The 24,360-nt window shown below is 43.7% G+C and carries 25 protein-coding genes and 1 tRNA gene; 18 read left to right on the top strand and 8 right to left on the bottom strand.

What is annotated here, in order from left to right; all coding sequences use genetic code 11:
* Positions 1-55 precede the first annotated feature (55 nt).
* Positions 56-466 carry a rhodanese-like domain-containing protein gene (locus PKF022_RS08565; RefSeq protein WP_281776603.1) on the top strand — a complete coding sequence of 137 codons (411 nt, stop codon included), beginning with the start codon at positions 56-58 and terminating at the stop codon, positions 464-466.
* Between the two features lie 45 nt (positions 467-511).
* Positions 512-901 (top strand): OsmC family protein, encoded by a 390-nt coding sequence (locus PKF022_RS08560; protein ID WP_281776602.1) that lies wholly within the window; start codon positions 512-514, stop codon positions 899-901.
* Between the two features lie 68 nt (positions 902-969).
* Here PKF022_RS08560 and PKF022_RS08555 read toward each other — a convergent pair whose 3' ends face one another.
* Positions 970-1,257: a glycine zipper domain-containing protein gene (locus PKF022_RS08555; protein ID WP_281776601.1), complete on the bottom strand. Its 288-nt coding sequence runs from the start codon at positions 1,255-1,257 to the stop codon at positions 970-972.
* 46 nt (positions 1,258-1,303) lie between these two features.
* Complete coding sequence (locus PKF022_RS08550; RefSeq protein ID WP_216230875.1) at positions 1,304-1,666, bottom strand: Rap1a/Tai family immunity protein; 363 nt, start codon at positions 1,664-1,666, stop codon at positions 1,304-1,306.
* Between the two features lie 137 nt (positions 1,667-1,803).
* Here PKF022_RS08550 and PKF022_RS08545 point away from each other — a divergent pair, with 137 nt between their 5' ends.
* Both PKF022_RS08545 and PKF022_RS08540 read left to right on the top strand, forming a co-directional pair.
* Entirely contained in the window at positions 1,804-3,006 is a 1,203-nt protein-coding gene (locus PKF022_RS08545) for an ammonium transporter (protein ID WP_281776600.1), read from the top strand.
* Positions 3,007-3,062: 56 nt separating this feature from the next.
* Positions 3,063-3,587: a gamma carbonic anhydrase family protein gene (locus PKF022_RS08540; RefSeq protein WP_281776599.1), complete on the top strand. Its 525-nt coding sequence runs from the start codon at positions 3,063-3,065 to the stop codon at positions 3,585-3,587.
* 6 nt (positions 3,588-3,593) lie between these two features.
* Here the strand turns inward: PKF022_RS08540 and maiA are convergent, their stop codons facing one another.
* Positions 3,594-4,274 carry a maleylacetoacetate isomerase gene (maiA, locus tag PKF022_RS08535; protein WP_348773166.1) on the bottom strand — a complete coding sequence of 227 codons (681 nt, stop codon included), beginning with the start codon at positions 4,272-4,274 and terminating at the stop codon, positions 3,594-3,596.
* Between the two features lie 90 nt (positions 4,275-4,364).
* Here maiA and PKF022_RS08530 point away from each other — a divergent pair, with 90 nt between their 5' ends.
* Positions 4,365-4,994 carry a trimeric intracellular cation channel family protein gene (locus PKF022_RS08530; protein ID WP_281776598.1) on the top strand — a complete coding sequence of 210 codons (630 nt, stop codon included), beginning with the start codon at positions 4,365-4,367 and terminating at the stop codon, positions 4,992-4,994.
* On the opposite strand, the gene ggt is transcribed toward PKF022_RS08530, so the two are convergent.
* Positions 4,981-6,579, bottom strand: a complete 1,599-nt coding sequence (gene ggt, locus PKF022_RS08525) for a gamma-glutamyltransferase (protein ID WP_281776597.1) — start codon at positions 6,577-6,579, stop codon at positions 4,981-4,983. The genes PKF022_RS08530 and ggt overlap by 14 nt on opposite strands.
* 211 nt (positions 6,580-6,790) lie before the next feature.
* Between ggt and PKF022_RS08520 the strand changes: the two genes are divergently transcribed.
* On the top strand, positions 6,791-8,461 hold the full coding sequence (locus PKF022_RS08520; RefSeq protein WP_281776596.1) for an MFS transporter: 1,671 nt from the start codon (positions 6,791-6,793) through the stop codon (positions 8,459-8,461).
* A gap of 53 nt (positions 8,462-8,514) precedes the next feature.
* Here PKF022_RS08520 and PKF022_RS08515 read toward each other — a convergent pair whose 3' ends face one another.
* Positions 8,515-9,126, bottom strand: coding sequence for an MOSC domain-containing protein (locus PKF022_RS08515; protein ID WP_281776595.1), 612 nt, complete (start codon positions 9,124-9,126; stop codon positions 8,515-8,517).
* 46 nt (positions 9,127-9,172) lie between these two features.
* On the opposite strand from PKF022_RS08515, the gene PKF022_RS08510 reads away from it, so the two are divergent.
* From PKF022_RS08510 to PKF022_RS08460, 11 genes are all read left to right on the top strand, one after another.
* Positions 9,173-9,583 carry a hypothetical protein gene (locus PKF022_RS08510; protein ID WP_216230866.1) on the top strand — a complete coding sequence of 137 codons (411 nt, stop codon included), beginning with the start codon at positions 9,173-9,175 and terminating at the stop codon, positions 9,581-9,583.
* 77 nt (positions 9,584-9,660) lie between these two features.
* Positions 9,661-9,737 (top strand) — tRNA-Met (locus tag PKF022_RS08505).
* 52 nt (positions 9,738-9,789) lie between these two features.
* The gene (locus PKF022_RS08500) at positions 9,790-10,332 is read left to right on the top strand and encodes a DUF2878 domain-containing protein (RefSeq protein WP_281776594.1); all 543 of its coding nucleotides are present in this window, start codon (positions 9,790-9,792) and stop codon (positions 10,330-10,332) included.
* A 108-nt stretch (positions 10,333-10,440) separates the two neighbouring features.
* Positions 10,441-11,532, top strand: coding sequence for a recombinase RecA (gene recA / locus PKF022_RS08495; protein WP_281776593.1), 1,092 nt, complete (start codon positions 10,441-10,443; stop codon positions 11,530-11,532).
* Between the two features lie 17 nt (positions 11,533-11,549).
* Positions 11,550-12,071, top strand: a complete 522-nt coding sequence (gene recX / locus PKF022_RS08490) for a recombination regulator RecX (protein ID WP_281776592.1) — start codon at positions 11,550-11,552, stop codon at positions 12,069-12,071.
* 188 nt (positions 12,072-12,259) lie between these two features.
* Positions 12,260-13,429 (top strand): ADP-forming succinate--CoA ligase subunit beta, encoded by a 1,170-nt coding sequence (sucC, locus tag PKF022_RS08485; protein ID WP_281776591.1) that lies wholly within the window; start codon positions 12,260-12,262, stop codon positions 13,427-13,429.
* Positions 13,430-13,444: 15 nt separating this feature from the next.
* Positions 13,445-14,338, top strand: a complete 894-nt coding sequence (sucD, locus tag PKF022_RS08480) for a succinate--CoA ligase subunit alpha (protein ID WP_072582760.1) — start codon at positions 13,445-13,447, stop codon at positions 14,336-14,338.
* A gap of 99 nt (positions 14,339-14,437) precedes the next feature.
* Positions 14,438-15,142, top strand: coding sequence for a TerC family protein (locus tag PKF022_RS08475; RefSeq protein WP_281776590.1), 705 nt, complete (start codon positions 14,438-14,440; stop codon positions 15,140-15,142).
* 120 nt (positions 15,143-15,262) lie between these two features.
* Complete coding sequence (locus tag PKF022_RS08470; RefSeq protein ID WP_281776589.1) at positions 15,263-15,793, top strand: pilin; 531 nt, start codon at positions 15,263-15,265, stop codon at positions 15,791-15,793.
* Between the two features lie 101 nt (positions 15,794-15,894).
* Positions 15,895-18,285 (top strand): tetratricopeptide repeat protein, encoded by a 2,391-nt coding sequence (locus tag PKF022_RS08465; protein ID WP_281776588.1) that lies wholly within the window; start codon positions 15,895-15,897, stop codon positions 18,283-18,285.
* A gap of 88 nt (positions 18,286-18,373) precedes the next feature.
* Positions 18,374-19,807, top strand: a complete 1,434-nt coding sequence (locus tag PKF022_RS08460) for a tetratricopeptide repeat-containing glycosyltransferase family protein (protein ID WP_281776587.1) — start codon at positions 18,374-18,376, stop codon at positions 19,805-19,807.
* Here PKF022_RS08460 and PKF022_RS08455 read toward each other — a convergent pair.
* Positions 19,800-20,507, bottom strand: coding sequence for a hypothetical protein (locus tag PKF022_RS08455; protein ID WP_281776586.1), 708 nt, complete (start codon positions 20,505-20,507; stop codon positions 19,800-19,802). The genes PKF022_RS08460 and PKF022_RS08455 overlap by 8 nt on opposite strands.
* A gap of 162 nt (positions 20,508-20,669) precedes the next feature.
* Here PKF022_RS08455 and PKF022_RS08450 point away from each other — a divergent pair, with 162 nt between their 5' ends.
* Positions 20,670-22,862 (top strand): glycosyltransferase family 41 protein, encoded by a 2,193-nt coding sequence (locus PKF022_RS08450; RefSeq protein ID WP_281776585.1) that lies wholly within the window; start codon positions 20,670-20,672, stop codon positions 22,860-22,862.
* Positions 22,863-22,867: 5 nt separating this feature from the next.
* On the opposite strand, the gene PKF022_RS08445 is transcribed toward PKF022_RS08450, so the two are convergent.
* Both PKF022_RS08445 and moaC read right to left on the bottom strand, forming a co-directional pair.
* The gene (locus PKF022_RS08445) at positions 22,868-23,782 is read right to left on the bottom strand and encodes a glycosyltransferase family 4 protein (protein ID WP_281776584.1); all 915 of its coding nucleotides are present in this window, start codon (positions 23,780-23,782) and stop codon (positions 22,868-22,870) included.
* Between the two features lie 99 nt (positions 23,783-23,881).
* Positions 23,882-24,358, bottom strand: coding sequence for a cyclic pyranopterin monophosphate synthase MoaC (gene moaC / locus PKF022_RS08440; RefSeq protein ID WP_281776583.1), 477 nt, complete (start codon positions 24,356-24,358; stop codon positions 23,882-23,884).
* Positions 24,359-24,360 lie beyond the last annotated feature (2 nt).

The raw sequence follows: 24,360 nt of genomic DNA, 5'->3' as shown, positions 1-24,360 counted from the left end.
CAGAATGGTAGCAGGTGCTTGGTATGAATGAGATATTGTTAATTTAGGAGATTTCGTGAAATTAAAGATTGGATATCAAGAGCTCATTCAGAGCGCCATGGCTGAAATCGAGACTCTTTCCTTGGAAAAAGCGCAGCAATTGTTAGTGGACCCTAATGTAGTGTTCATCGATATTCGCGATGTCCGTGAATTAGAACGCGAGGGCATGATCCCCAATGCGTTTCACGCCCCTCGGGGGATGCTGGAGTTTTGGGTTGATCCTGATAGCCCCTATTACAAGCCGATCTTTGGCGAAGGCAAGCAGCTAGTCTTGTATTGCGCCTCTGCTTGGCGTTCTGCTCTATCTACGCAGATGCTGCAGAAAATGGGTGTGCCAAACATTTGTCATTTAGAGGGTGGTTTTAGTGCCTGGAAGAAAGCGCAACTACCGACTGTGGAAAGGGCGAGCAAGCCTCATTCCGGTTAAAGTCACTCTTAATGATGTTTCGACCCATTATTTTTTAGGATCTTTATGAGAAAAGTTATCTCACAGTTTGGCGAAGGCCCTCTGCAGCAAAAATTGACTGCTGGCGAATTGCATTTTTTGTCTGACGCAGAAACCACTAAAGGAGGCTCCGGAACAGGGCCAAGCCCTCACGAATATCTTGGCGCTGCCTTAGCGGCTTGTACATCGATGACTTTAAAAATGTATGCTGGTCGCAAAGCAATGAATTTAGAAAATGCCATTGTGACGGTAGATATCGAACGCGCAAATGATGTTGAAACATTTTCACGTGAGATTCAGTTACAAGGAAACTTAAGCTCAGAAGAAAAAGAGCGCTTAATGGAGATTGCAGATAAGTGCCCTATTCATAAAGCATTGGCTGGGCAGATCCAAATAAAAACCCAGCTGGTAAATTAATACGAGCTGGGTTTGTTTTACTGCGCCCAGGCCTGAATGGGCCGGGCTTTAAAGCTTAGTAGGTCGACTTAATTAGGCGCCTTAGCTGGCTGATTATTTTTACCTGCGTTATAGCCAGAGTTATATTCAGCCGCTTGATCTTTTTTGTAAGCGTCGTATACATAACCAGAAGCTGCACCAACGGCCGCACCACCTACTGCGCCCCAGATAGGATTGCCGTGGAAGATTGCGGTGCCAACAGCACCAGCCGCTGCGCCAATGCTCGCGCCTGAGAGTGTACGTTGCTCAGTATTGCTCATATTTGAGCAACCGGCGATTGCTAAAGTTGCTGCGGTAATCGCGATAATTTTTTTCATATCAACTGATCCTTTAAAAGTGTATTGGTTTGGCTAGTCGCTGGAATTATTTTCTAGCGCAAGGGAAGCGTGAAGCTAAGAAGCCCAAGAAAACACCGGCTGCTGGTTTGTCAGCTACTTGTGGATTGCTTTGCGCAAACTTTACAAAATCACCAATCACTTCATCACGTGATGGAGCTGGTTGCTTAACGCAAATAAATGGCTTTGCACGTTGTGGATGGCGAGTGGCTAAATAAGTTTCATAAACAGAAGTGGTAAAGCCGATACAGAAACTGCGTGATTCTGGGCTTGCAGGGAGTTTGCAAACATTAGCGAGTTCTTGTGTGCTTAATACTTTGATGGTTTCTTGTGCTTGTGCAAAGCCTGAAAAAGCGGCTAAAGCGGCCAATGCAATGAGGAATTTCTTCATGGGTTCTCCCTTAGGTGTATGTAAAAACGATGATAAACCATAAATATGGGTACTTAATGCACTAAATGGGTGCAGCTCGCACTTCTTTGGGTTTTTACATTCCCCATAATGATGCAAAAAATACGAGGGAAAATTTCATGGAAACTTTGAAAACAGGTAGCGATGCTTTATTCATCTTGCTCGGTGCAATCATGGTGCTTGCCATGCATGCAGGCTTTGCGTTCTTGGAGCTGGGAACTGTTCGCAAGAAAAACCAAGTCAATGCGTTGGTAAAAATCTTGGTGGACTTTGCAGTCTCGACTATTGCGTATTTCTTTATTGGTTACAGCATTGCTTATGGTGTGAACTTTTTCTCTGGCGCCGAGTTGCTCGCTGAGAAGAATGGTTACGAATTAGTGAAGTTTTTCTTCTTGCTCACCTTTGCTGCTGCAATCCCTGCCATTATTTCAGGCGGCATAGCAGAGCGTGCAAAATTTAATCCTCAACTTATTGCTACCTTTATCTTGGTGGGTTTTATTTATCCCTTCTTTGAAGGTATTGCCTGGAATCAACATTACGGTATTCAGGCTTGGATTAAAGACTTAACTGGTGAAGAGTTCCATGACTTTGCTGGTTCAGTTGTAGTCCATGCCGTGGGCGGTTGGATTGCTCTACCGGCTGTGATTCTTCTGGGCGCCCGCCGTGGTCGCTATACCAAAGAAGGTCAAATCTCTGCTCATCCACCGTCAAGCATTCCTTTCTTGGCATTGGGTGCATGGATTTTGGCGGTAGGTTGGTTTGGTTTTAATGTGATGAGTGCGCAAACTATCGACAAGATCAGCGGTTTGGTTGCAATGAATTCCTTGATGGCGATGGTTGGTGGCACATTGGCTGCTTGGGTGGTTGGCCGTAATGACCCGGGCTTTACCTATAACGGGCCACTCGCTGGTTTAGTCGCAGTTTGTGCCGGCTCAGATTTAATGCATCCTCTTGGCGCTTTATTTGTTGGTTTAGTTGCTGGCGGACTGTTTGTATATATGTTTACCTTGGTTCAAAACCGCTGGAAATTAGATGATGTTCTCGGTGTTTGGCCACTGCATGGACTATGCGGTCTTTGGGGTGGGCTAGCCGCCGGTATTTTTGGTACCAAAGCTTTTGGTGGTCTCGGCGGCATTACTTTTACTGGTCAACTAATTGGTAGCGCCTTAGGTGTAGGTATCGCACTGATCGGTGGTTTTGTCGTATACGGCGCCCTGAAGGCGACCTTAGGTATTCGCATGTCTCAAGAAGAAGAGTTCGAAGGCGCCGATTTAAGTGTGCATCGCATTTCTTCAACACCTGATCGCGAGCCTAACTGGTAATTCACTTTTAGTGCATAGTCGTTCATCTATAGCCTGATTCATACCTATAATGAGTCATGGCTATATTTGAACTAGACGGAAATGCTCCTCACTTAGCTGAGGGCGCTTGGGTTGCTGAGAGTGCAGAAGTGATCGGCAAAGTAGAGCTTCATCAAGATGCAAGCATCTGGCCTAAAGTCGTGATCCGTGGCGATAACGACCTCATTCAGATTGGCGAAGGTAGTAATGTGCAAGACGCATCTGTTTTGCATACCGACCCCGGTTATCCGCTCATGATTGGTAAGCATGTCACTGTTGGCCATCAAGTGATGCTGCACGGCTGTCAGATTGGCGACGGCAGTTTGATTGGTATTGGTGCAGTGATTTTGAATGGCGCTAAGATTGGTAAAAACTGTTTGGTGGGTGCCGGCGCTTTAGTGACTGAGGGAAAAGAATTTCCGGACGGCTCTATGATCTTGGGAACCCCAGCAAAAGCGGTAAAAGAATTGACTGCTGAGCAAATAGCGGGGATTCACGACATCGCTGGACGTTACGTTAAAAATGCACAGCGTTATGTCAAGACGCTGAAGAAGATTTCCTAGTTCCCCTCATTGCTCCTTTGGAGCAGCTGGGTTTGAGCCTTCGGCATCGATTTGTTTTTCCCAGGATGCATTAATGAAGGCAGGTAACTTCATACACTCATGAAAAATTCTCATGAGTGTAGGGTAGGGCTCCACATCTACTTTTGCGCTTAGTGCATTAAATAGTTGAGGCACTAAGCAGATATCAATTAAGCCCGGATGATCGCCGTAGGCAAACCTCCCAACCCTAGAGTCATTGCTCAATTGTTTTTCAATGCTCTCTAGACCAACTTTGACCCAGTGCTGGTACCACTCATCTTTAGCTTCGGTATTAATGCCGAGTTTTTTGATGAGATAGCGGAGTACGCGAACGTTATTAATTGGATGAATATCGCTGGTGATATCCATTGCAATAGATCGCACCCAGGCTCGATCAATTACAAGCTCAGGGAGAAGGGCTGGCTCAGGCTGAACTTCATCAAGGTACTCAATAATTGCCAAGGATTGATGAATACTTTTCTGCCCATCTTCAAATAAAGGTACTAAGCGATTGGGATTTTTGCTGCTATATACCTCTCCCATTTGCTCGCCACCATTTTTACTGAGGTGGATTGGAATAATTTCGCAGTCCATGCCCTTAAGGTTGAGAGCGATACGTACCCGATAGGCTGCAGAGCTACGCCAAAAGCTGTATAGCTTGGGGATCATATCGATGCCTTATCAGATTTCATGGCTAACAGTATATTCAGAATGGTCATTCAAGTTGGTACGTAAGCAAAGTGCTTTAGACTCTTTGTTATGGAAGAGATTAGTTTCTGGATCGGCATCATTGCAACCATGGCCTTTGCTGTCACGGGGGTTTTGGCTATCGCAGATCGTGGTGTCGATCTCTTTGGTGTCCTAGTGTTAGGTTTGATTACTGCCATTGGCGGAGGCACTATTCGTGACATTATTTTGGAGGTACCCACCTTCTGGTCGGACAATCAAATATATGTATGGCTTGCCTTGGGCGCAAGCGTGCTGACATTTTTCGCAGAATCGTTTTTTACCCAACCGCAAATTTATCGTTGGATGTTGTATATCGATGGCTTTGGCGCTGCTCTATTTGCAATTCAGGGTGCGGATAAAGCGTGGAATATGAATTTTGGTTTGCCTGTTGCACCAGTCATCTTAGGTGTAATTACCGCGATCGGTGGCGGCCTATTGCGTGATGTGCTTGCCGGCAGAAAAACGTTAATCATGTCGCATGAGCTCTATGCGATTCCGGTCACTTTGGGTTGTGTTGCATATGTTTTGGTGCTGAACTTATTGCCACAGTATGTGGTTGAAGGTTCTGTGATTTGTATGCTCGGAATTTTTGGGCTACGCGCAGCCGCTATTTATTGGGATCTGCGCGTGCCTAAAATGTTTATTACTAAAACGCGCTAACCGCACCATCGCTACGAGGATCCCATCCGCCACGCAATGTGCCTGATGGATCACGAATGATGCAGCCAGCATGTCCTACGGTTTCATCAAACGCATCGAGCATCTCTATCTCATGACCTAGGGCATGCAGTTCTTTTGCAACCCAAGGACTAAAGCGAGACTCGAGTTTTAAGCTATCGCTCGTTTGGCCCCAAGTGCGACCGAGTAACCAGCGTGGACGACTAATAGCATCTTGTGGGTCTAAGCCGTAAGTGGCAGTGCGAGTAAAGACTGCGCATTGCGTTTGGGGTTGACCATCACCACCCATCGTTCCATAAACCATCGAGCGCCCATCTTTGAATAAAGCCATCGCTGGATTCAATGTGTGGAATGGTTTGCGATAGGGCTCAAGATGATTCAGTGTATTCGGGTCAAGTGAAAAACTGCAGCCACGGTTTTGCCAGTTCACGCCAGATTTAGGCAGCACAATGCCAGCGCCAAACTCGTGATAAATACTTTGAATGAATGAGACGCAATTGCCATCACCGTCAATGACGCCCATCCAAATCGTATCGGCCGGTCCCTTGCCTTGGCCCCAAGGCAAAGCTTTGTTGGGGTCAATATTCTTAGCAAGTTTTTTTAAGAATGCAGGCGATAAGAAAGACTGTGCATTTTTTGTCATGTACGCAGGATCAGTGACAAATTGATCGCGAATCTTAAACGCCTGTTTAGTAGCCTCAACACAGTGATGTACATACTCAGCACTGTCGACCTTAAAGCGTTTTAAGTTCAGTTGATCTAGGATGCCGATGATCATTAATGACACAACACCTTGAGTAGGTGGAATCATGTTGTACACCTTACCCAGACTATGTTTGAGTTCAAGGGGATCAATGAGTTTGGCGTGATGACGATGCAAATCATCGAGGCGCAATGGACTGCCAATGTTGGTTAGCTCTTTTGCAAGGAGTTCAGCAAGATCGCCGCGGTAATAATCGTCCGTTCCCTTGGTGGCAATTTGACGCAAGGTTTTTGCCAGGCGCTCTTGTTTAAAGATGCTGCCAACCGCAGGTGCTTTGCCATCCACTAAAAAAGTTTTAGCAAATCCAGGGATGGAGTTAAGCTCCTCACGCTTCTTTGCAGTCAAGCTGGATTGACTATAAGTAACTGGTACACCTGCTTCTGCGTAATGAATGGCGTCAGCCAATAAGCGAGACAGGGGAATCTTGCCGCCCAAGCCTTGTTTGGAGAGTTTGTGAGCAGCACCCCAGCCAGAGATAGTTCCGGCAACTGTATTTGCAGCAACGGGCCCTCTAAAAGGAATGGCTTTAGTAATACCTAGCTCTGCATACCATTGCTTAGTTGCTAAACCAGCGGCAGCACCGCAAGCATCGATGCCACCCATAGCCTTGCCAGGTGAGTGAACAACCCAAAATGAGTCGCCACCTATTGAGTTCATATGGGGATAGACAACTGCAATCGTTGCGGCTGCCGCCACCATGGCTTCTAATGCGTTGCCCCCTTCCCGCAGAACTGCTATGGCTGATTCAGAAGCGAGTGAATGTGGCGCTACCGCCATTCCTCGAATTCCCCATTTTTGTTGCATGGTTATTGTGTCTCCAATATATAAACTGCTGCCTATGCATTAGACGCTAGGCTAGTACTTGTTGTGAAATTGCCTCTAGTTTCCTGATTTCTCGGGAAAACCCCGATCCTATTTGATGGGGAATTACCCTAACTAGTGGATTTCTTTGAATTTTTTCAAAGCATAATCGACCCGTTGTTTTTTATTTAATAAAAATAGTTAGGAGCTACTGATGTCAACATCAACTAAAGCAGCCCCAATGACCGCTGAAGAACGCAAAGTTATTTTTGCATCATCTTTAGGTACGGTTTTTGAGTGGTACGACTTTTATCTTTACGGTTCTTTGGCTGCCGTTATCGCCAAGCAGTTCTTCTCAGGCTTAGATGCTGGCTCTGCCTTCATTTTCGCTTTGTTAGCGTTTGCTGCTGGTTTCATCGTGCGTCCATTCGGCGCGTTGGTGTTCGGTCGCTTAGGCGATTTGATCGGACGTAAATATACGTTCTTGGTCACCATTCTGTTAATGGGTGGCGCAACCTTCATCGTAGGTATTCTGCCTAACTACGCAACTATCGGTGTTGCCGCTCCAGTTATCTTGATCGCATTGCGTATGCTTCAAGGTTTGGCTTTGGGCGGTGAGTACGGTGGTGCTGCTACGTATGTTGCAGAACATGCTCCTCACGGTAAGCGTGGTGCCTATACAGCTTGGATTCAAACAACTGCTACTTTAGGTTTGTTCCTCTCCTTGCTAGTGATTTTGTTCACACGTGAATTCACTGGTCCAGACTTTGATGTTTGGGGCTGGCGTATTCCTTTCATCGCTTCTATCGCATTGTTGGCGATCTCTGTATGGATTCGTTTGTCCATGAATGAGTCTCCAGCTTTCAAGAAGATGAAAGAAGAAGGCAAATTGTCAAAAGCTCCTTTGTCCGAGTCATTCGGTCAATGGAAGAACTTGAAGATTGTTATCTTGGCATTGTTTGGTCTGGTTGCAGGTCAAGCGGTGGTTTGGTACACAGGTCAGTTCTACGCTTTGTTCTACCTCACACAAGTGTTGAAAGTAGACGCTAAGACTGCGAACTTGTTGATTGCTGCTTCATTGGTAATCGGCACACCGTTCTTCGTAGTATTTGGTGCATGGTCTGACAAGATTGGCCGTAAAGTAATCATCATGTCTGGTTTGTTACTGGCGATCATTACTTACATTCCAAATACACCGGTTTCCGTATTTAATGCTTTGACTCACTTTGCTAACCCAGCGTTGGAAAAGGCAATGGCAACTTCACCAGCAACTATTACTGCTGACGTGAACGAATGTACATTCCAATTCAACCCAACAGGTACAGCGAAGTTCACAAGTTCTTGCGATATCGCAAAACAAGTGATGGCGTCTAACTCTGCAAGCTATACAACAATTCCTGGCCCAGCCGGTAGTACAGCTGTTGTGAAGATTGGTGATACAGAAATCACTGGCTACACAGCAAAAGGCATGGCTCCAGCAGATTTGAAAGCTAAAGATGCTGAGTTCAAGAAGCAAATTCGTGATGCGTTGAATGCTGCTGGCTACCCAGCTAAAGCTGATTCCTCACAAATTAACTACGTAGCTGTATTGGCGTTGTTGGTGTTCTTGGTGATCTTGGTAACCATGGTTTATGGTCCAATCGCTGCGATGTTGGTTGAGATGTTCCCAACCCGCATTCGTTACACCTCTATGTCATTGCCATACCACATTGGTAACGGTTGGTTCGGCGGCTTGTTGCCAACGATCTCCTTCGCCTTGGTTGCGCAAAACGGTAATATTTACTACGGTCTCTGGTACCCAATCATCATCGCTGCGATGACATTGGTAATCGGTACGCTGTTTGTTAAAGAAACCAAAGACGTAGATATCTACGCACGTGACTAAGATTCTTTAGTTAGCAACAAATAAGAAACCCGATCAGAAATGGTCGGGTTTTTTTATTCCCACAAATCTTGTTGATTGCGATTATTTAAGAGCTTTTGATTTTGTTGAGCGATAGAGGTTTCTCTTGGGCCTGGGATGAGTTCAATGTGAGCGCCAGCAGCAAGTACCCCGGTTTTGATCACCCGCAAATACCAGCCACTAAAGCCAGACTGCAGCATTGCCTTTGCAGCGCCTTTGTAACGCATGGCGGCGTTAAATTTAAAGCAGGGTTCACGTAATTTCACAACTGCAAATTCCAATTCCCCAATCCGCAGTCGGTCGCCAACAAACACCTCAGTTTCTAGCAGGCCTTCAATGGTGAAGTTTTCACCGATAGCACCATGCTGTAAATGCACGGGCTGCTTAGTCTCTCGAGTCAGTAGTTCATTCCAAAACGCGTAGTGTTCTACCGGATAAACATAGATGGCTTTTTCAATACCACCGTGTACTGATAGATCTGCTTGCTCATCACCTTTAATGCCAAGAGTATTAATGTCGACGGTGGCGAGATTATCTAAATCGCTTAACGCTTTTTTACGAATTGCTGAAGCGACGGATTTGTAGTCGGGGTGATGATTGCCAAACAAAGGCATGACTTTGCCGGCGGAGATGGTGAGTAGACGCATAAGTAAAAATGACTGATAAGATCAAGTTATCTATTGAAGAAAGTAAATGATGCACTTTTATAAAGTAGTTTCCACTCTATTTTTGAGTCTATTCATCAGTCAAGCTGCTTTTGCTAAATGGGATGAAGAGCGTGACATGACCGCCAATGGTAAAGAGGAGTTGGTCTACTACTACAAGATGAATGAGCAGGGGCAAAAGCTTGTGTTGGATAAGTATGTAAAGCGCCTGATTTTTATTCGCCCTGACAGGCTCTACAAACGCTCCATTAAACAGATCAAGATTGATGGTGTCGCGGTGGACGTCACCAGCGACCCTTTTTCTCGCTACCCCGAGCAAACAGCCATTGTTTTTGACAATAAGGATGAGGTGCTGAAAAAGCTCTTTTTGGCAAAAAAGATCGAATTTAATGTCTTGTATGGTCGAGACGAGGCTGTGAGCGTGTTTCAGATCAAATAAAGGCTAAATGGGTGCTTGGGGAGTCACCACCACTTCCTTTAGACAGATGAACCCTGATCATTTACAATAGCGAGTTCGGCGAATTAGCTCAGCTGGTTAGAGCGACGGAATCATAATCCGCAGGTCCGGGGTTCAAATCCCTGATTCGCCACCAAATCTAAAGGCCATTGCCCCTCGGCAGTGGCCTTTTTCTTAGGATGCTGGGTATGGCTAAATTTTGGAATTTCGTTATCTTCCAGCTTGGTTGGTTTGCCTGCGTACTAGGTGCGGCCAACAAACAAGTGTTTTGGGCGGTAGTTGCTACCCTGGCTTATATTGCCTTCCATGCTTGGCGTTCACCCTCCCCGAAAACAGAGATACGCCTTCTAGTTAAGGCTTTTATCTTTGGTTTAGTGGCTGACACCCTGATCATGCATTTGGGCTATTTGGATTTTCAGGATGATTGGCCGTCACCGTATTTATCACCTCTTTGGATGTGGGTCTTGTGGGTTTTAGTTGCAACCACCATTAATGGTTCTTTAACCTGGTTGCGGGGTAGACCAATCTTGGGAGCTGTGTTGGGGGGCATTGCGGGCCCAATGTCCTATGAAGCAGGGATTCGGATGGGGGCTGGAGGATGGGGTCCAGGGGGGCAAATCACTGGATTTATCCTGGTTGGGGTGATCTGGGCTGCAGCTATTCCCCTCTTTTTCTACTGGGATCGAGCGAATCATACGCAGCTTAGTAAAAAATCCGTAAATTCGCCTTAAAAGTCGCTTGCAAAGAATACTGTTTTTATATACAGTAACTCCTAAGTTGTTACACAGTAGATAAAACTTCGGGAAAAAGCCCAGTACATAGCGAAAAGGGAATCAAAAATGGCCTTGGATGACAAAAGAAAATCAGCCTCTTCAGAATTTGAAGGAATGAGCGGAGACAAGCAAAAAGCACTAACAGCAGCACTGGCGCAAATTGAAAAACAATTTGGTAAAGGCTCAATCATGCGATTGGGCGATGCTGAAATTAGCGAAGATATTCAGGTAGTTTCTAGCGGCTCACTCGGATTGGATATCGCTCTTGGAGTTGGCGGCCTCGCACGTGGTCGCGTGATTGAAATCTACGGCCCAGAATCTTCTGGCAAAACAACGCTCACGTTGCACGCGATTGCAGAAATGCAAAAACTCGGCGGTACTTGCGCATTTATCGACGCTGAACATGCGTTGGATGTGCAGTACGCATCTCGTCTCGGTGTTGACGTAAACAATCTTTTAATCTCTCAACCAGATACAGGTGAACAAGCTTTAGAAATCGCCGATGCTTTAGTGCGTTCAGGCTCTATTGACTTGATCGTGATCGATTCTGTTGCCGCCTTGGTTCCTAAGGCTGAGATTGAGGGCGATATGGGAGACTCTTTGCCTGGCTTACAAGCCCGCTTAATGAGTCAGGCATTGCGTAAGTTGACGGGTGCGATCAAGCGCACCAATACTACGGTGATCTTTATTAACCAGATTCGCATGAAGATTGGTGTGATGTTCGGTTCACCAGAAACAACGACTGGCGGTAACGCTCTGAAGTTCTATGCCTCTATGCGTTTAGACATTCGTCGTATTGGTAGCATCAAAAAAGGTGACGAGGTTGTTGGTAATGAAACCCGCGTGAAAGTTGTGAAGAACAAAGTTTCCCCTCCGTTCCGTGAAGCCATTTTTGACATCATGTATGGCGCTGGTATTTCTAGAGAGGGTGAAATTATTGATATGGGCGTCGAAGCAGACCTCGTTGAAAAGTCAGGTTCTTGGTATAGCTACAACGGTGATCGTATTGGTCAAGGCAAAGACAATGTGCGCGAGTTCCTAAAAGAGAATCCAGCGATCGCTCAAGATATCGAGAAAAAGATTCGCGAGAAACTTGGAGTAAAAGCGGGTTCAGCTGTTGTTACTGATGTGCTGGCTGAGGAAGAGGAAGTTGAATAAGTTCGTTGAATAATTCAATGTCAGAATCAAGTAGCAATAAAAAGTCTAAACAAAGCCCGAGTCTCAAAGCTCGGGCTTTGCGTCTTTTGTCCCTGCGAGAATATAGCCGCAAAGGCTTGGCAGCTAAATTGACGGAATCTGAGGCTCGCTGGAGCAAATTAGGCGGTGAACAAGCAGAGCAAACTCCAGAATCTAGAACCATTCAGATTGAGGCTGTTTTGGATGATTTTGAGGCTCGCGGCTGGTTATCCGACGAACGCTTTGCAGAGGCATTGGTGCGTCGGCGTAGCGAGCGATATGGGATAAGAAAGATTGCGGATGAGCTGGAAAGGGCTGGGGTGGATTCTAAGCAATCAGCCAGGTTATTGGGGGCATTGAAAGAGACTGAGTTTCAGCGCGCCTACGACCTATGGATGCGTAAATATGGCCAGCAAGCCACCGATCAGAAGGAGCGAGCCAGACAATACCGCTTTCTAGCTTCAAAGGGGTTCGGGTCAGATATCGTAGCTAAGGTTATAGGTGGGCAAACCCCTGATTAGGGCAATTACGGATCGGAAAACGCGATTTGCGGCATTGCAACATGATAGACTTATGAAGTCGGTCAAGCCGTTCACATTTATTCAAATTTGGCTAATTTAGCCATTTCTCGAGTAAGTATGGGATCAAGGCAACATCGGTTTAACTAATCCTCATCGCTTGCTAAAAAAGATACCGTTTCGGAGTAATTATGAAAATTCACGAGTACCAAGGCAAAGAACTTCTTCGCCAATTTAATGTGCCTGTTCCTAACGGCATTCCTGCATTTAGTGTTGATGAGGCGGTTAAAGCTGCTGAAAAATTAGGTGGCCCAGTATGGGTTGTGAAGGCGCAGATTCATGCAGGTGGTCGCGGTAAAGGCGGCGGTGTGAAGTTGGCTAGAAGCATGGATGAAGTGAAGAAATATGCTTCTGAAATTTTGGGTATGCAGCTCAAGACACATCAAACTGGACCAGAAGGTCAAAAAGTAAATCGCCTCTTGATTGAAGATGGCGCTGATATTAAAAAAGAGTACTACTTCAGTATCGTTACAGACCGTGGCACACAAAAGAATGTGATCATGGCTTCTAGCGAAGGCGGTATGGATATTGAGGAAGTTGCTGAATCTCATCCAGAAAAAATTATTAAAGTATTTATTGATCCAATGGTTGGCTTGACAGATGCGGATTGCGACATCGTTGCAAAAGGTATTGGCGTTCCCGAAGCGTCTATTCCAATGGCACGTGACGTGTTCAAAAACCTCTACAAGACCTACTGGGATACCGATGCATCATTGGTTGAAATCAACCCATTAATCCTTGAGGGTAACGGCAAGATCAAGGCTTTGGACGCTAAGTTCAACTTTGATCCAAACGCATTATTCCGTCATCCAGAGATCGTTGCTTATCGTGATATCGATGAGGAAGATGCCGCTGAAATTGAAGCTTCCAAATTTGACCTTGCTTACATCTCGCTCGACGGCAATATTGGCTGTTTGGTGAATGGAGCGGGCTTGGCGATGGCCACCATGGACACTATTAAGTTGTTCGGTGGCGAGCCAGCAAACTTCTTGGACGTTGGCGGTGGTGCTACAGCAGAAAAAGTAACTGAAGCATTCAAAATCATGTTGAAGAACAAGAGTGTTGAAGCGATTTTGGTTAACATCTTCGGCGGCATTATGCGTTGCGATGTGATCGCTGACGGTGTTGTTACTGCATGTAAGGCAGTAAACCTGACGGTACCTTTGGTTGTGCGTATGAAGGGCACTAACGAAGAGTTGGGTAAGAAGATTCTTGCGGACTCTGGTTTGCCAATTATTAGCGCCGATTCAATGGCTGAAGCTGCTACTAAGGTAGTTGCTGCTGTTGCCAAAAACAAATAATCCAGGAATTTCAATATGTCTATTTTGATCAATAAAAACACCAAAGTCATTACACAAGGTATTACTGGTAAGACAGGTCAGTTCCATACTGAAAAATGTCAGGAATACGCAAACGGCAAAAACTGCTTTGTTGCCGGTGTAAATCCTAAAAAAGCTGGCGAGTCCATTTTTAATATTCCTATTTATGGAACAGTTAAAGAGGCTGCACAGCAAACTGGTGCAACCACTTCTGTTATCTATGTTCCACCTCCTGGTGCTGCTGCAGCGATTTGGGAAGCAGTTGAGGCTGACCTTGACTTCGTTATTTGTATTACTGAGGGCATTCCTGTACGTGACATGCTTGAAGTACGTAACAAGATGCATGCGAAAGAAGCTGCTGGCGGCAAGAAGACTTTGTTGCTCGGCCCTAACTGCCCAGGCATCATCACTCCAGATGAACTCAAGATCGGCATCATGCCTGGTCACATTCATAAGAAAGGCCGTATTGGTGTTGTTAGCCGTTCCGGTACTTTGACTTATGAAGCAGTTGGTCAGTTGACAGCTATTGGTTTAGGCCAATCCACAGCGGTAGGTATCGGTGGCGACCCAATCAATGGTCTCAAGCACATCGACATCATGAGAATGTTTAACGAAGATCCAGAGACTGATGCTGTGATCATGATCGGTGAAATCGGCGGCCCAGACGAAGCAGAAGCTGCTCGCTGGTGCAAGGACAATATGAAAAAGCCAGTAGTTGGCTTTATTGCGGGCGTAACAGCGCCTCCAGGCAAGCGTATGGGTCACGCCGGTGCATTGATTTCTGGCGGTGCAGATACTGCCGATGCGAAATTGGCTGTAATGGAAGAATGTGGCTTCAAAGTCACAAAGAATCCATCAGAAATGGCTGCTTTATTGAAAGCCATGTTGTAATTAGTGTTTTGGAAAAGGGTGCTGCTAAAACAGCATCCTTTTTTGTAGTGCCAAGTAGTTAAAAATAAAATAAAACATAAGAGAAACGTAGGAGACATCATGGATTTATCAGCATTTTCTGACGCTACCTTCTGGGCGGCGCTTTTATCAATCATCGTTGCAAATATCTTGCTATCTGGGGATAACGCAGTCGTGATCGCCTTGGCATCACGCAACTTGCCTCCTGCGCAACAAAAGAAAGCGATTTTTTGGGGTAGTGCAGCCGCAATTATTTTGCGTGTCGTACTCACCATTACGGCGGTTGCGTTGCTTACTTTGCCTTACTTAAAAATTGTTGGTGGTTTGTTATTGCTTTACATCGGTATTCAGCTTTTATCTGATAGCGGTGGCGAAGAGCATATGGAAGCTAAGACTAGCATCTGGGCTGCCATCCGTACGATCTTGATCGCTGACTTAGTAATGAGCTTGGATAACGTATTGGCAGTTGCAGCTGCGGCACAAAAAGGACCGGAAGAGACCCGCCTCCTCTTGTTGATCATTGGCTTGGGAATGTCTATTCCATTAATCATTTTTGGTAGCGCTATGTTGCTGAAGGTGATGGAGCGTTTCCCAATCATCATCACTTTGGGTGCCGGCCTTTTAGGTCTGCTGGCTGGTGGCATGTTGGTTGATGATCCTGCTATCAAAGACAGCATCCAGGCAGCTTTAGGTGATGCCAAACTTGCTTTTGAGGTTATCGGTGTTGCTATTGTGATTTTGGTAGGTACATATCTGAAGAAAAAGAACTCTGCTAAAGAGCACTAATTTTCTTACGAGTGATTCAAGAAAGCCGGCCTTTAAAGCTGGCTTTTTCATTTCTAGCGCCCCTTGAATATAAAAGGCGTAGACTGGAATATGAGGATTTCACCTCAGGAGCTAGAAAATATGCAGAGTATTAACAAAGAAATGGAGAGTCTAAAAAGCTCTCAGGATCAAAGCTTAGAATCTGGATTTACTTTGATTGAGGTGATGGTTGTCGTCGCCATCATTGGTATCTTAGTTGCTGTAGCAGTGCCGCAATATCAGGATTACATTGCACGCAGTCGCGTAGTAGAGGGAATGAATTTATCCTCTAGCGCTAAGCTTGCGGTAACGGAGGCATTCGCAAGTAGGGGCACTGTCCCAATGGATGAGGCAACTAATGGGGCCTTCACTTTTACACCGACGCGCAGCGTCAAGCTCATTGAAATTACACCATCAGGAGCGATTGCAATTGACTATCAAGTGAGCGTAGCGCCAGATGGCAAGAACACCCTTCATTTAGTACCCACCAATGAGCCTGATGCAAATGTGCCTAAGCCATTGGACTTATCTAAACCCGAGGGCTCTACTTGGGCAGGCGGTTGGTCATGTAGGTCGACGGAAACGAATTTGATTTCCCAGCTTTTACCTTCAGAATGCAGATTGAGTAAATAGTAAATTAAATGATTTATAGGGCGGCCCTACATGCTGGCAGCCCTATCTCAGACTTAATTAATTTTTGTATTGATGGCTGAGCTTAGTAATAAAATTAGGCTATGAATCCACAATTTCAATTAATGCTCCAGCAGGCTATAGAAGCGTTTCAAACTGGTCACTTTGATACGGCCGACGGTATTCTCAAACGAATACTACAAGTGGATCAAAAGAATTTACCTGCACTACACGTTTTAGGACTAATTAAAGCTTCACAAGAGAAATTTAAAGATGCAGCGGAGCTGCTGGGTAAGGCAGCTAGAATAGCCCCCGATGACGCTTCCATTCAATATAACCTTGCTAAAGCATTGATGGATAACGGCTCGGTAAAAGAGTCTATTACTCACCATAAAAAAGCTGTAGCGCTCTCCCCGGGAAATCCAGAGGCATGGATGAATTTCGGCAAGGCTGCTTCCATCCTCAAAGATTTTGAGCATTCAGTTTCTCATTTTGAAAAAGCAATCAATCTAAATTCTAGCTATGCAGAAGCCTGGTTCAATAAGGGGAATGCTTTACGAGAGTTAAAGTTCAATGATGAATCTATGGCGGCTTATGATGAGGCAATTAAGATTAAGCCTGATTATGTTGAAGCCATCCTCAATAAAGGTGGCGTGCTCCAGGAGCTTAAGCAGTATGAAAGTGCTATAGATCTATATGATCAGACCATCAAGCTAAAGCCTGATAGTGTTGAAGCATGGTCCAACAAAGGCGGCTGTCTTCATGAATTAAAGCAATATGAGGAGGCAGTCATTGCTCTTGATAAGGCAATTTCCCTGAATGGTAACTATGCATTAGCATGGAGCAACAAAGCACTTAGCCTATTGCAATTAAAGAAATTTCCTGAGGCTATTTCGCATTATGAGCAGGCAATAAGAATTAGGCCAGATTTTCTTGAGGCCATCATAAATAAAGGGAATCTTTTTTATGATTTGAAAAGATTTCACGAGGCTATTGAGCAGTATTTAGCTGCAATTAATTTAAACCCAAAATATGCTGAAGCAATGTTTTGTTTGGCAAATACTTTGGTTGAGTTGAGGTTGTATAAAGATGCCATCCTGAATTATGAAAAAGGTTTGGCTTTAAAACCCGATGCCGATTGGTATGCGGGCGAAATTATGCAGGCCAAGCTTAGAATTGCTTCTTGGGATGGGTTCGATGGCAACGAAGAGGCAATTAAAAACTTTGCAGAAAGTCAAAAATTAATTCCATTTAACCTTCTGGTGCTTACCGATTCTGGAAAACTAAATAAAAAATGTTCTGAAGTTTATATCGAGGAAAAGTATCGACAGAACTCGCGCCTAGGGAATATTGCCAAATTAAATAGAAAAGATAAAATCCGAATCGGATATCTTTCCGCAGACTTTAGTACGCATCCAGTTGCTTTTTTATCTGCTCAACTATTTGAGATGCATGACAGAGATTGCTTTGAAGTATATGCATTTTCATCCAGAAAAGTCTCGGAACAAGATGCTATGCGCACCAGGCTAATTAGGGCATTTGATCATTTCATTGATATTGATGATTTGAGTGATCTTGAGGTTGCAAAGCAAATTAGAGGGCTTGAGATTGAAATAGTTATTGATTTAAGTGGATTAACCAAGGATTCGAGGACGGGAGTTTTGGCATGTCGCGCCGCCCCAATACAAGTAAATTATCTTGGATATCCGGGAACGATGGGTGCACCGTATGTTGATTACATCATTGCAGATTCAGCCTTGATCCCAGAAAATCTGCAGGGTAATTACACTGAAAAAATTGTATATTTACCTAACACTTATCAAGTCAACGATAGCACCCGTCCTATTTCAACGCGTGAGTTTTCAAGAAAAGAGCTTGGCTTACCTGAGTTTGGGTTTGTATTTTGCTGCTTTAACAATAATTTTAAAATATTGCCGAATATTTTCGATGGCTGGATGCGTATTCTCAATTCCGTACCAGGAAGTGTCTTATGGTTGTATGAGGACAACGAATTCGCATCTGAAAACTTAACGAAAGAGGCTATTAAGAGGGGTGTTGATGCAGATAGAATTGTTTTTGCCAAGCGAATGTCGCTTGCGGACCATTTGGCAAGACATCAGTATGCTGACCTTTTTCTTGATACATTCCCGTATAACGCACATACAACCGCAAGCGATGCTTTGTGGGCTGGACTCCCATTAATTACCGTTATGGGTGAATCTTTTGCATCACGAGTTGCTGCGAGCTTGTTAAAAGCAATTGGCTTGCCAGAGATGATCGCTGAATCCCGCGAAGCATATGAGTGTTTAGCTATTGATCTGGCCAAAAATCCCGAAAAATTGTCTGCAATTAAGAGCAAGCTTGCAGACAATAGATTGAAATTACCTTTATTTGATACTAAAAGATTTGCAAAAAATATTGAATCGGCTTATGTTCAGATGGTTGAACGATATCAGGCAGATGCTCCGGTTGAGAACTTGTATATTGAGGAATGAGTTCATTCTTTTGATATGTATATAACATTACCTATTAGCATTGCTTAACCAGATGAATGATCGGCTCCGATATCTTTTGGGGGAAGCTGTGAATGCTCTCCGAAATCAAAATAGTGTCGCGGCAGAATTATTTCTAAATCAAGCTTATAAGCTTGATCCCAAAAGCATTGATGTTTTACGTTTGCTGGGTATATATGAAGTACAAAGAAAAGATTACGATAAGGCCTTAACCTTATTTAAAAAAGCATTTAAAAATGCCCCTAAAAATGCATTACTTGCAAGCAATATTGGTAACGTATATTTAGAGCAAAAGCATTTCTTAAGAGCTTTGGAATTCTATGAAAAGGCAATCTCACTAGATGTAAATTATGCAGAGGCTTATAGCAATAAAGGCAATGTTTTGCAGGAGCTAAATCGGTACCCCGAAGCTATCGTCTCTTATGATCAGGCGATACAGCTTGATCCTATGGATGCTAAGACTTATGTAAATAAAGGCAATGCCTTGTTGGAGAGTGGGCAATTAACTGATGCCATTCAAGCTTATGATGATGCTATTCAACTGCAGCCAGATCATTATTTGGCGTATTGGCACAAGTCATTGGCTTTGCTTTTAAGCGGCAATCTGGAGGATGGATTCTCACTTTATGAGTCTCGATGGGGTAATGGAGATGAATTTAAATTTAGTGGCGTAAGAAGAGGGTTTACAGAGAAATTGTGGCTTGGCGAAGAGTCACTGCAGGGTAAGACCATTCTGATCTATTGTGAACAAGGCTTGGGGGATGCCCTTCAGTTTGCTAGGTATGTTGAGTTAGTAGCTCAGCTTGGTGCCAAGGTGATATTAGAGGCACCAAAGTCACTGAATGAAGTTTTTAGTAATCTAAGTGGTGTTTCCCAAATCATCAATAGAGGCAACAATCTCCCGGAATTCGATTTTTATTGCCCCATTATTAGTCTTCCCTTCGCATTTAAAACGAATTTAAATTCCATACCCTCAAAATCTGCATATTTCAAAGCGGATATGAACAAGGTAGAGGATTGGGTGAAAAAATTGGGCCCCAAGACAAAGCCACGCATTGGAATCGCGTGGAGTAGTACTTCAAACTTTAAAAATGACGCTAAACGCAGTTTGTCGTTGTCGGAGTTTCTTGTGGCTTTGCCCGATAAAGGGTATGAATATGTTTGTCTTCAAAAAGAGATTAAAGATTGCGACAAGGAGACACTAGCTTCTCACGGAGATATCAGATTTTTTGGAGATGACTTACAAAGTTTTGGAGATACGGCGGCTTTAATAGAGTGCGTAGATCTAGTTATTAGCACCTGTACGAGCATCCCCCATCTTAGCGCCTCTCTTGGTAAAGAGACCTGGATTCTGCTATCTTTTATCCCTGATTGGAGGTGGCTATTGAATCGCGAAGATAGTCCTTGGTACCCATCTGTCAAATTATTTAGGCAGGATAAGTTAAATAACTGGGATGGTGTGTTGACAAGGGTGAGGGCAAGCTTAGAAAAGGGTATCAGCTAGAAGTGCAGGAGCCATTCTTTGGCACAACCCAATGGCTTGGTATATTTGCCGCATAATCTGCATCGCTTGGAATCCCGTCTAATCCTATTAGCTCGCCGTAACGATCGCCAATAAATTTTCTTTCAACATTTGTAAAGGGCATAAATAGTTCAATTGGCTTATTTGCAAAATTAATATCGTAGTCGTGACGGCTAAATTTTGTAAATTTTCTAAGCTGATCTTCGCAAATCACCTGTATACAGGTTTCTGGCAAATTTTGACTCTGACAAAAAAGAGTGGTCCAGCCGCTATTTAGCTTGTTTATATAATCCGTAAGGCTTTTAGAAAGGATAAAAGTATCGCTTTCAATATGAATGATCTTATTGAATCCCAAGGTCTGCGCCCACGTACCAGAAAAAATAAAACTTCTATACCAGCCTGGATAGTTGAGCAGGCTACTTCTTCCAAGGCGGCTATTAAAGTGATAAAGAGCGATTTCTTTGTCATTTAATCTCGGCAAGTTGGGCTCTTGGTAAATGGTTAGATTTTCCCAGTTTGGTAATATGGGGCTGCCATCGTCAATTAATAAAATTTGAGCCCTCTCTAAATGACTGTTGCTAATATGGTCTAGCCATTTCTTATAGCGATTACCCCACTCTTCATTTGTAGCTGCAAATGAGGTGCAAAAAATGAGAGTTTTATTTTGTGGCTGAGAGGACATTACGGGCTTTAATTAATAAGGCTATCAAAATTTTAAGGATTGCCTTTATAGCGCTCAATAAAAGTCAAATTATAGAAAACTTTCTTAACTTTATGTGCTTAAACAGGGGGGGGTAATTTAAGAACCCTATATACATATGGCAGAGTCTAGTAATATTTGCCCATGAATCCACAGATAGGTTTGCTTCTCAATCAGTCGCTTGAATCGCTCCGAAGCTCGAATTTCGAGTCAGCCGAGATCTATCTAAAGCAAGTGATTAAATTGGAGCCAAGTAATCCCCATGCTTTGCGGCTCCTGGGGGTTTTATCGGCTCAGAATAAGCAGTATTCCGATGCTATTCGCTACCTAAATGATGCTCTTATCGCAATGCCTAATAATGCATTAGCGTTGAGTAATTTGGGAAATATTTATTTGGAGTTAAAGCAGCCCACAAAAGCTCTTGACGTATATCAAAAATCAATTACTATTGACCCGCATTACGCCGAGGTCTGGTCAAATAAGGGTAATGCATTATTTGCACTTAATAGGTATGAGGAGGCGTTAGAACACCATCATCAGGCTCTATCTTTAAATCCCAATTATGCTGAAGCCTATTCCAATGCGGGAAATACTCTAAATCATCTCAAGCGTTACGAAGAGGCAATTGCGTATTATCAGCAAGCCATTCTTTTAAATCCAAACTACCCTGAAGCATATTTTAATATGGGTAATGCGCTAACAGAGTTAAAGAATTTTGAGCAGGCAATTTCTTGCTATCGGTCTGCATTAGATTTGAATCCGACCTCTCTAGAGACGCGCTGCAATATAGGAGTTGTATTTAACCAAATGGGACGCCCTGAAGAAGCTCTCGTTGAGTTTGAAGAGATAATTTTGCGCAATCCGAACTATGCGGAAGCGTATTTGAATAAGGGCGGCACCTTAGTTGAGCTTAAAAAATTTGAAGAGGCCATTACTTCTTTTGAAAGAGCTATAAGCTTAAAGTCAGATATTGATTGGGCTCTAGGAGATTTATTATTTACTAAGATGAAAATCTCTCGTTGGGAAGAAATGTCCGAGAGCATCAAAGTAATGGAGAATGCCTTATTGGAAAAGAAGCGAGTAATTCAGCCATTCGCACTCTTAGCGATATCAGACAACCCAAGACTTCATAGCGCCGCTTCTGAAATTTATGCCGCCGAAAAGTATCCTGCGATCTCAAATTTAGGAAATTTCCCTAAATACCTAAAAAAGGAAAAGATTCGTATCGGGTACTTTTCCCCAGATTTTCGCACGCATCCGGTCTCATTTTTAACGGCGGAGCTTTTTCAAAAGCATGATAGAAGCAGGTTTGAAATTATTGGATTTTCTATGCTTCAAGCTCCCCAAGGCGATAAGATGCGCGCTCGCTTAAAAGATTCATTTGATATTTTTATTGATGCGGAAAACATGTCAGATGCTCAAATTGCAAATCTTGCTAGAGAAATGGAGATTGATGTAGCGGTCGATTTATCAGGGCCAACTCAGCATTCAAGGGTCGGGGTTATGGCTCATCGCGCTGCCCCAATTCAGGTGAATTGGCTCGGGTATCCCGGAACCTATGGCGCTTCATTTGTTGACTACATTATTGCCGATGAAGTCATTCTTCCGGAAGAAAATAAACAGTTCTTTGTAGAAAAAGTCGCATACTTGCCAAAGACTTATATGGTGGATGACTCTAGACGGCTACCCTCTGGCCGAGTTTTTACAAAGGTAGAATGCGGTCTGCCTGAAGATGGATTTATTTTCTGCTGCTTTAATAATGACTATAAATTTAATAAAGAAGTATTGGATTGCTGGGCGAGTATCTTATTAAGAGTTCCAGGCAGCGTCCTATGGATCTCAGAGAATAATCCAGCTTTTAGAGAAAACATTCTGGCCGAATTTGAGCTTCGTGCGGTTGGGGCATCTAGAATTATTTTTGCCAAAAGAATGGATTTAATGTCTGATCATCTAGCTAGATACGCATTGGCTGATCTATTTTTAGATACATTTCCCTATAACGCTCACTCCACTGCAGTTGATTCTCTAAAGACGGGCGTTCCAATAGTCACGCTCTTGGGAAAATCTTTTGCTGGTAGAGTGGCGGCAAGTCTTCTAACGGCAGCTGGTTTAGTTGGGCTCATTGCAACCACAAAAGATCAATATGAGGATATCGTATGTGATCTAGCAACCAATCCACAGAAATTATTGCAATATAGAAAAATACTAGTTAATTCAAGATTAAATGGGGTACTGTTTAATTCCAGTCAATTTGCTAGGAATATTGAGGCTAGCTATTCAATGATGTATGAGAGGCATCATCAAGGGTTGCAACCAGATCATCTAAAAGTAAATTGAATATTTCATCCATTTCTTACTTGTTGTAAAAAATTTTTCCATTCTGTGGTTCTGCTGTCCCAGGAATAGAATTTTTTATAGTAAGCGTGTTGCTCTTTAAGTTTACTCTGGTTTTCTTGAGTCCAGTATTCATCTATAGATTTATTGAGCGCGAATGAAAATTTCTTTGCTAAATTTTTCTTATTTGAGTCATAGCTAACCAATCTTCCCCAGCTATTTATAGTTTCATAAATCGCCCCCAGATTTGTGCTTACCAAACTTAATCCAGCCATTCCTGCTTCAATGGCACACAAGCAAGATGTCTCCTCCCAGGTGCTTGGGTATGCAAAGATATGAGCTTTGGCAAGAGCCTCTCTTACCTCTTCATTGCTAGCATAGCCATGATAGTTAACGTTTTTCATGGCTCGAGCTTGTTCGAAGAGGCCCTCATATTTTTGCTCATTTCCGTCAAAAAACTGGGTTCCATAGATGATGGTCGAGGAATAAATATCTAGTTCAACATCATCTCTATCTAAAAGCGAAAATGCTTCCAATAGAACATCAAGGCCTCGCCATGGCGTAGATGTGTAAATCAGATGAATTTTTTCCGGCTTTTCTTTTGGCTCAATTAATTCAACTGCGTTTTTAATAACGAGAGATCTACTCTCGGGTATTTGAAAGTGGTAGCGATACTTTTCGAATTGCCAGTTGGATACATACACAAAGTACTGAACTTCATTTAGGAGAGCTCTATTCTTGTAGTTTTGTATGGCCGGCTGATTATAGGAATGATGGTTCCATAAAATATTTATTTGATCATTTCTCAGGGCTTTTGGTGAGAGATCATTCACAAATAAATTAACTCCCTGCAGATCCTCTTGCCCAAGTTTTTTAAGTAGGGTCTGATGAAGTATCTCTGTACCACCCTTTGGCTCAATCATAAAAGTACCTAGTTCTTTGCTTATTCAATTAAATTTATTATCAATTTCTTAAAATTGATAATTCGCCCTACATTCCAATTAAGAGCATGAGTTGCTAGCTTAAGCTGCCTTCCACTCCCCAGACTTCCCGCCACTCTTCTCAAGTAACTTCACATCACCCATCACCATGCCACGGTCTACTGCTTTGCACATATCGTAGATTGTGAGTAAGGCGACTTGGACTGCGGTGAGGGCTTCCATTTCAACACCTGTTGGCCCAGTAGTTTCAGCCTTAACCTGGCAGGTCACACTATTTTCTTGGGGATTCGTTTGAAACTCCAGACTAACGTGAGTAAGAGCCAATGGGTGGCAAAGGGGAATAAGGTCCGAGGTTCTTTTTGAGGCCTGTATTCCTGCAATCCGAGCTATACCTAGAACATCCCCCTTTTTATGGGTGCCTGCCTCAACCATTGTGAAGGTATCAGGACGCATGGAGATCTTGCCGGTAGCAATAGCTATGCGATGGGTGTTAGGCTTATCACCAACGTTTACCATGTGGGCTTGCCCGCTGGCATCAAAATGAGTTAGTTTGTTCATGG

The organism is Polynucleobacter sp. KF022 (assembly GCF_027924105.1).
In the GTDB taxonomy this organism is placed as follows: Bacteria; Pseudomonadota; Gammaproteobacteria; order Burkholderiales; family Burkholderiaceae; genus Polynucleobacter.
Note: the sequence above shows the minus strand (reverse complement) of the source record. Positions and strands in the feature narration are given on the sequence as shown.